The organism is Holdemanella biformis DSM 3989 (assembly GCF_000156655.1).
GTDB classification, from domain to species: domain Bacteria; phylum Bacillota_I; class Bacilli_A; order Erysipelotrichales; family Erysipelotrichaceae; genus Holdemanella; species Holdemanella biformis.
This window is the reverse complement of the sequence record NZ_DS996841.1, coordinates 136,056-141,815: the sequence shown is the minus strand read 5'-3', so window position 1 is coordinate 141,815 and position 5,760 is coordinate 136,056. Positions and strand designations below refer to the sequence as shown.

Genomic DNA, 5,760 nt, shown 5'->3' with positions numbered 1-5,760 from the left:
AGAAACCGTCGCTTGACGGTTTTTGTGTTAAATACAGCTTTCAAAGAATGCACGCATATCCTTGGCTAATAGATCAAAGCTTTCTTTACCAAGATAAGCCATGTGTCCACTTGGATATTCACCAATTGTAACTCGGTTTTGATCTAGATTGGAATGGGTTGCCAAATATCTGGCATTTCCTGCAGTAGTACATAAATCATATAGACCTGAGGCAAAGAAGACTTTCATCTGTTTGTTTCTTCGCATGCATCCAGCTAAGGATTGAGCAGGACTTGTTTTGAATTCATGATTCCATGTCATATTGACATCAAAGACTAGGCCTTTTGAGATACGATCACTTGTGATATTTAATTCTTGACGCATCAATCCATAGGCAGTCTGGAAAGCAGGTGTATATTGTCCCATGGCCGGATCATCCGCAATGACGTTAGCTTCCATGATTTCTGGATCATCATTCCATGTATAACGACCGTCATAGAATCCTAAAGCTAAACCTTTATCTTCTAATAGTTTATGCGCAAAACCTTTCTGCATATCCATATGTAAATGGTGTCTTAACCAATAGGTTTGATCAATACCTGAATAATAGGCTAATTTATCTGCGATTTCTTCTTTGTTCGGGCAGGCATCTCCTAAAAATAAAGCTGTAACATATTCAGTGGATGCGAATGTAAAGGCTTCTTCAATAAAGTCTTTTTGTGAAATATCATCTTTAGGATTATGGAAATAATTTGTGGCAGCCATTGTGATTAAGTCTGTAGCACTTGCTTCAACTGGAAGCTTTTCAATAAAGTAACTTCCAAGTAAGAAAATACCACTCACACTAATGCCCATTGTATCGGCTTTTTCAGGACCTGCACCCATAAGTTCTCCTGCAAGTAAGGCACTTCTTGTGGTACCATAGCTTTCACCAGCTAGTAATACAGGTGAATTTCTACGATTATAGCGAGCTAAGAATTGTTCAATGAATTTAGAAACACTACGAACATCGCCATGTGTTTCATAAAATTCTTTTCTTGCCTTTTCTTGAATTAAACGACCTAGTCCAGTTCCAACGGGGTCAATAAAGACTAAATCACATAAGTCTAATAAACAATGTGGATTGTCTTCTAATTCAAAAGGTGGAACTGTAGGAAGGTTTAGTTCATCATCTAATTTTACAATTCTTGGACCAAATAATCCCATGTGAAGCCAAAGACTTGCACATCCTGGACCGCCATTATAAATAAATAAGATGGGACGTTTTGAATTGTCTTGAATATCACTTCGAAAATAGGCATAACTAAATATGGATGCGACTGGATTGTTTTCTTCATCCACGAAGAAATTGTCTTCACAAATTGTATGATAAGGAATGGTTGTTCCTTGAATTTGTAGGCTTCCATCTGCCTCATATTTTGATTTTTCTAAGTTTTCTTGAATACGCATTATTTCACCTCACACTTTTTAATAAAGACATTGAAGATATCTTGCATCTCACCATATTTATGCGACAAGGCTTCTGGATGAAATTGTACGGCATAAATGGGTAAAGACTCATGTTCAATGGCTTCAATAATTCCATCTGGTGCTTTAGCTACAACTTTAAAGTGTGGTGCTAAATCCTTGATGGCCTGATGATGAAAACTATTCACATAAGCTTCATCACTTAAGCTAGGATATAAAAAACTATCCTTTTCAATATGGATTTTATGACTTGGATTTTCTCTTTTTTCTTGTTGCGCATGTTTGATTACGCTTCTTTTACAATACGACAAATCTTGATATAGAGATCCTTTAAAATAGACATTCAACATCTGTATGCCACGACAGATCCCAAAAATAGGAATCTGTTTTTCGTTGGCATATTTTAATACTCGCATTTCATAATAATCACGATCTAAGCTTGAATTACCTTGTAAAGGTTCTGGATTTTCATTATAAATCATAGGATTTACATCGATTCCACCTGTCACAATCAATCCATCTAATAGATTAACTTGAGCTTGAATTGTATCATAGTCATTTGTGATTGGAAGAATGATTGGACAACCACCAGCACGAATGACACTATGGATATAGGCTTCATTGATAAACTGTTTAGGAAGATTTTCTTTATCCAATTCATTACAAGTTAGACCAATAATAGGCCTATGCATTTTGATCCTCTAAAAGAGAGATTTCAATTTTTTCGGTTTCTTTTATGATATATTTACCTGGAATGGCTTCATCCGCATATTCCATTTCACCATTTTGATTATCAAATGGATCATTTGGCAAGAAGTTTTTAGCTGGTACAAAAGCACCTTGGAATTTTGATGAGCATGGTGTTCTAAATGGATCTAAATGTCCAAAATAGAAATCTTGTCTTTCCAAGTTTTTAGCACGATAGGATCCACCACCAAATGAACAATCCGCATATAACCATCCATATGGAGCTACATAGAATCGTGCCCAGTCATGATTACCAATGGTTTCAGGCGTTGTATAAAGTCCAGCTTGCCAAGTGGCAGGAATGCCCGCAATACGACATAGAGTAATAAATGTCAATGCTTGTAAACCACAATCTCCCTTTAATCCTGTTGTGATATATTCTGGAATACATGGTAAAGTCGCATAAGCACGTACATAAGAATATGTGACATGGGTTGTGATATAATTATAAATCAATTTAGCTTTTAATAATGGGTTTGTTTCTTCGCCGATGATTTCTTTAACTAGATCCTTTAAATAATCTGTAAATACGACATGAGGTGCGTATTCTTCAAGACAAGTATCTGGATGTTCATCTGTTACGATACTTGGATCTAATTCTTCATAGTGCATGTGATTGATGAATTCATATTCTACACTGAATTCTTCACATTTTTCATATGGCTTTTCAATATATACACATCTTTGATCTACACTGTTATCGTTGACTAGACCTTCATGAGATGTATTTAATAATTTAAAATCTTCAACCTGCGCATATTCTTTTGGGATAGGAAGCCAAACACGAATTGTTTTTCCTGGCTTTTCAAATGCAGGATCTACCTTCAAACTTGTCTTGACATGAATCTTGCAGTAAACATCCTTTTCTTCCTTCATCTTATGCATTACATCATCTAATAAAGTACTTGCAGCACCATCTTTTTCAATTAAACGATCTTTATAAGCTTTACGCACTTTAATTAGGTTTTCAAAGAAATTGTCTTTTAAATACATTTTTCCCTCAATGAAAATCCATTCAAACGCATTGTCTTTGAATAATTCATCAAATTCTTCATCTTTAAAATCGGAAATTTTAGACTTTAATAACTCGATAGCATCTTCTTTTGAATACGTAAAATTTTCAGGAAGACGAGAAATCAATTCTTTTTCTAATTCTAAACGCTCCTTTAATTTGGTAGGAATATCTTTTTGAAGACGCAAATCAATCATTTCCTGCATCAGTTTAAATTGCCCGTTCCATTTTAATTTCATTAAATCTTCTGGAAGTGGCGTGTTCAATGTTGTCATGTTCATAATAGTTCACCTCATTTTGATTATACGCTATTATGAAAATTATTACATAAAAAAATGAAACTTATTGAAATAAGTTTCGGATTAATTCTTCCTGAGAGTATTTTTCCTGTGTTTTTTTATCTACACTCATTAAAACAGGCGGTAGTTTTCTAAATGATTTGTAGTACTGCAAAATTAAAGATAATGCGAAAAAAGGTGCCCATTCAGTAAGTGTCATGTTTTCTTTTGGTTCTAATAAAAACCCATCTTTTAAAACTTCTTTTCGTTTTGCACAATTTAAGGTGTATTCCAATTCATTACCGAAATTCACTTTTAATATTTCTTCATCAAAAGATAGAATAGAACTCAAGTTATCTAAAGGCGCATTCATACTATATTGATATGTATGTTGATCGATCTGTTTCATCACTAACGTTTTATATTTCATGCTCTTATTGTAGCGCATAATAGTTTTTGTTTCTGTTAAATAATATTAACATGGTATAATTCTATAGGTGATAAAAATATGACATTTGAACAAATGAATTTAGATCAAAATATTATACAAGCTTTACATACATTAGGCTATGAAAAACCATTGCCCGTACAAGAACAAGTCATTCCCAACATTCTTTCGCAAACGGATTGTATTGTTAAATCAAGAACAGGAAGTGGTAAAACGGCATCTTTTGCGATTCCTATCATTCAAAATCTAGAAATTGATGAAAGAAGTCCACAAGCGTTAGTACTTACTCCAACTCGTGAATTGGCTTTACAAATTCAACAAGATTTTGATCGTATTGGAACCTTTAAAAAAATCAAGACACTACCTATATTTGGTAAGCAGCCATTTAAGTTTCAAAAGGAAGATTTGAAACAAAGATGTCATGTAGTGATTGGTACGCCAGGAAGAGTTTTAGATCATCTTCAACAACAAACACTGGATCCATCAAAAATTAAATATGTAGTCTTGGATGAAGCGGATGAAATGTTGAATATGAACTTTTTAGATGAAGTGCAGGCTATTTTAAAATATATGCCTAAAAAACATGTAACTTGTTTATTTAGTGCAACCTATCCTGCAGTGATTCAAAGAATGAGTAAGAAATATTTGTATAAACCAGCTAAGGTGGATCTAACGAGTACAAATAAGCCAAATATTCTAGAAGAAGCTTATCACGTCAATGAAGAACACAAAGAATTGTTTCTTCTTCATTTATTGGCATTAAAGAAACCAGAATCCTGTATGATTTTTTGTAAGACGCAGGCAAGAGTGGATGCAGTTTATGCATGTTTAGAAAAGAATCAAGTTAGTGTCGATAAAATTCATGGCGGTATGATGCAAGAAGAAAGATTATCACATATGCGACGCTTTAAAAAAGGAAAGGTACGTATTTTAGTATGTACCGATGTCGCAAGTCGAGGAATTGATGTTTTTAAAGTGGAGATGATTATTAACTATGATATGCCTAGTCCTGTAGAAACATATACACATCGTATTGGACGTAGTGGTAGAGTCGATGAACAAGGCTTAGCTATAAGTTTAGTGAATGAATATGATGGAGTTCGAAAAGAAAAACTAGAGGAATATCTAGGCTATAACTTGCCATTTAAAGATGAGGGTGAAGTTTATTTAAGTGATTTAGATGTTTTAGATTCATTAAAAGAATCCAATCGTGTGGTGGTCGATAAATCAAAAGATTTAAGAAAGGGCATCACTAAAATCTATTTAAATGGAGGAAAGAATAAGAAAATTCGTCCAGGCGATATTGTAGGGGCTATTTGTGAAATTGATGGTGTTACGGTTGATGACATTGGTGTGATACAAGTACAAGATCATCAATCGTATGTAGATATCTTGAATGATAAGGGAAAACTTGTGTTAAAGAATTTAAAGACAATTAAAGGGAAAACATTGCGTATTCAAAAGGCAAAAAATGGATTTGGTCACTAGATCAGATCCATTTTATTTTGGAAGTACAACATCTGATATGCCGTAATGCCACCAACAGGTTTTAATAAGATTCTACCTGCACCTTGGTAGACATTGACTTAGCCATGAATGATTTTCTTAAAAAATCTTCAGGCCCATTTGTGTCCTTTTGTAGCCTGCACATTGCCTATCATAAATTGGACAGCACCTAGCTGAATAGTGCGAAAAGCATAAAAAAGGAGAGGGGCCGCAGCACCCTCCCACGATTGCAGGCTTCACAAGTTTCTGAAATCTGATCACTAACTAATACTATATAGTTTTTTTGCTTAAGATACAATAAAAATTTCAAAGATTATTAAGGT

5 protein-coding genes are annotated in these 5,760 nt (G+C 34.0%); 1 reads left to right on the top strand and 4 read right to left on the bottom strand.

Annotation, left to right across the window (positions count from 1 at the left end; all coding sequences use genetic code 11):
* Positions 1-27 precede the first annotated feature (27 nt).
* From EUBIFOR_RS02195 to EUBIFOR_RS02180, 4 genes are all read right to left on the bottom strand, one after another.
* Positions 28-1,428, bottom strand: a complete 1,401-nt coding sequence (locus EUBIFOR_RS02195; protein ID WP_003864267.1) for a S10 family peptidase — start codon at positions 1,426-1,428, stop codon at positions 28-30.
* Positions 1,428-2,138, bottom strand: a complete 711-nt coding sequence (locus EUBIFOR_RS02190; protein WP_003864266.1) for a gamma-glutamyl-gamma-aminobutyrate hydrolase family protein — start codon at positions 2,136-2,138, stop codon at positions 1,428-1,430. Before EUBIFOR_RS02190 ends, EUBIFOR_RS02195 begins: the two co-directional genes overlap by 1 nt.
* The gene (locus tag EUBIFOR_RS02185) at positions 2,131-3,486 is read right to left on the bottom strand and encodes a transglutaminase-like domain-containing protein (protein ID WP_003864265.1); all 1,356 of its coding nucleotides are present in this window, start codon (positions 3,484-3,486) and stop codon (positions 2,131-2,133) included. The genes EUBIFOR_RS02190 and EUBIFOR_RS02185 overlap by 8 nt, the downstream gene beginning before the upstream one ends.
* A 61-nt stretch (positions 3,487-3,547) precedes the next feature.
* Positions 3,548-3,913 (bottom strand): hypothetical protein, encoded by a 366-nt coding sequence (locus EUBIFOR_RS02180; RefSeq protein WP_003864264.1) that lies wholly within the window; start codon positions 3,911-3,913, stop codon positions 3,548-3,550.
* A gap of 78 nt (positions 3,914-3,991) precedes the next feature.
* Between EUBIFOR_RS02180 and EUBIFOR_RS02175 the strand changes: the two genes are divergently transcribed.
* Positions 3,992-5,419, top strand: a complete 1,428-nt coding sequence (locus tag EUBIFOR_RS02175; RefSeq protein WP_003864263.1) for a DEAD/DEAH box helicase — start codon at positions 3,992-3,994, stop codon at positions 5,417-5,419.
* Positions 5,420-5,760: the final 341 nt, after the last annotated feature.

Coding starts and splice junctions, on each gene's coding strand:
- EUBIFOR_RS02190 (WP_003864266.1), bottom strand. CDS start 2,138: ATGCATAGGCCTATTATTGGTCTAACTTGTAATGAATTGGATAAAGAA.
- EUBIFOR_RS02185 (WP_003864265.1), bottom strand. CDS start 3,486: ATGAACATGACAACATTGAACACGCCACTTCCAGAAGATTTAATGAAA.
- EUBIFOR_RS02180 (WP_003864264.1), bottom strand. CDS start 3,913: ATGAAATATAAAACGTTAGTGATGAAACAGATCGATCAACATACATAT.
- EUBIFOR_RS02175 (WP_003864263.1), top strand. CDS start 3,992: ATGACATTTGAACAAATGAATTTAGATCAAAATATTATACAAGCTTTA.
- EUBIFOR_RS02195 (WP_003864267.1), bottom strand. CDS start 1,428: ATGCGTATTCAAGAAAACTTAGAAAAATCAAAATATGAGGCAGATGGA.